1 protein-coding gene is annotated in these 1071 nt (G+C 67.4%); it reads left to right on the forward strand.

The genetic code is table 11. The annotated features are described in order from the left end of the window. Positions 1-23 precede the first annotated feature (23 nt). Positions 24-1071, forward strand: a 1048-nt coding sequence (locus BIS11_RS18335; RefSeq protein ID WP_253586829.1) for a DEAD/DEAH box helicase family protein, incomplete at its 3' end; no start/stop codon positions are given.

Genomic DNA, 1071 nt, shown 5'->3' on the forward strand with positions numbered 1-1071 from the left:
TTTGTGAACTTCCTCGAGGCATCATGAGCGATTTTACCCCCGGCCAGCGCTTCATCAGCGACGGTGAAGCCGAGCTTGGACTGGGCACCGTCCTGAACTGCGACGCCCGTAGCGTGACCATCTTGTTCAGTGCCAGCCAGGAAACCCGCACCTACAACACCCGCCAGGCGCCGTTGACCCGCGTCGCCTTCGGCGCCGGCGACAGCGTGCTCGCCGCCGACGGCTGGCAGATGACCGTCAGCGAAAGCCAGGAGCACCGCGGCCTGATCACCTACTACGGCGAGGATGCCGAGGGCGTCGCTCGTGAACTGCCCGAAACCAAGCTGGCCGACACCATGCAGTTCAACCAGGCCCGCGATCGCCTGCTCACCGGCCAGGTGGATCGCAACGACTGGTTCGACCTGCGCTTTCGCACGCTGCACCACTACCAGCGCATCGAGCAGCACGCCGCACTCGGCTTCGGCGGGCCACGCATCGACCTGATTCCCCACCAGCTCTACATCGCCGACGAAGTGGCACGCCGCCACGCCCCGCGCGTGCTGCTCGCCGACGAGGTGGGCCTGGGCAAGACCATCGAGGCCGGGCTGATCCTGCATCGCCTGCTGATGACCGGGCGCGCCTCGCGGGCGCTGATCCTGGTGCCGGACAGCCTCACCCACCAGTGGCTGGTGGAGCTTCTGCGCCGCTTCTCGCTGGAGGTGACGCTGCTCGACGAGACCCAGAGCCAGGCCCACGGCGAGCACAACCCCTTCGACAGTGCCCAGCTGATCCTGGCAAGCCAGGGGTGGCTGTTCGCCAATGCCGCGCGCCAGACCCAGGCGCTGGAGAGCCGCTTCGATCTGTTGATCGTCGACGAGGCCCACCACCTCGACTGGAGCATCGAGGAGGGCGGCGGCGCCGGCTATCGCTGCGTCGAGCAGCTCGCCGGCCAGATCGCGGGGCTTCTGCTGCTGACCGCGACCCCGGAGCAGATGGGACTCGAAAGCCACTTCGCCCGCCTGCGCCTGCTCGACCCGGAGCGCTACCACGACATCGCCCGCTTCAAGCAGGAAGAGGGCCACTACATCGATG

It is taken from the genome of Halomonas sp. 707D4 (assembly GCF_024158685.1).
Classification (GTDB): Bacteria; Pseudomonadota; Gammaproteobacteria; order Pseudomonadales; family Halomonadaceae; genus Vreelandella.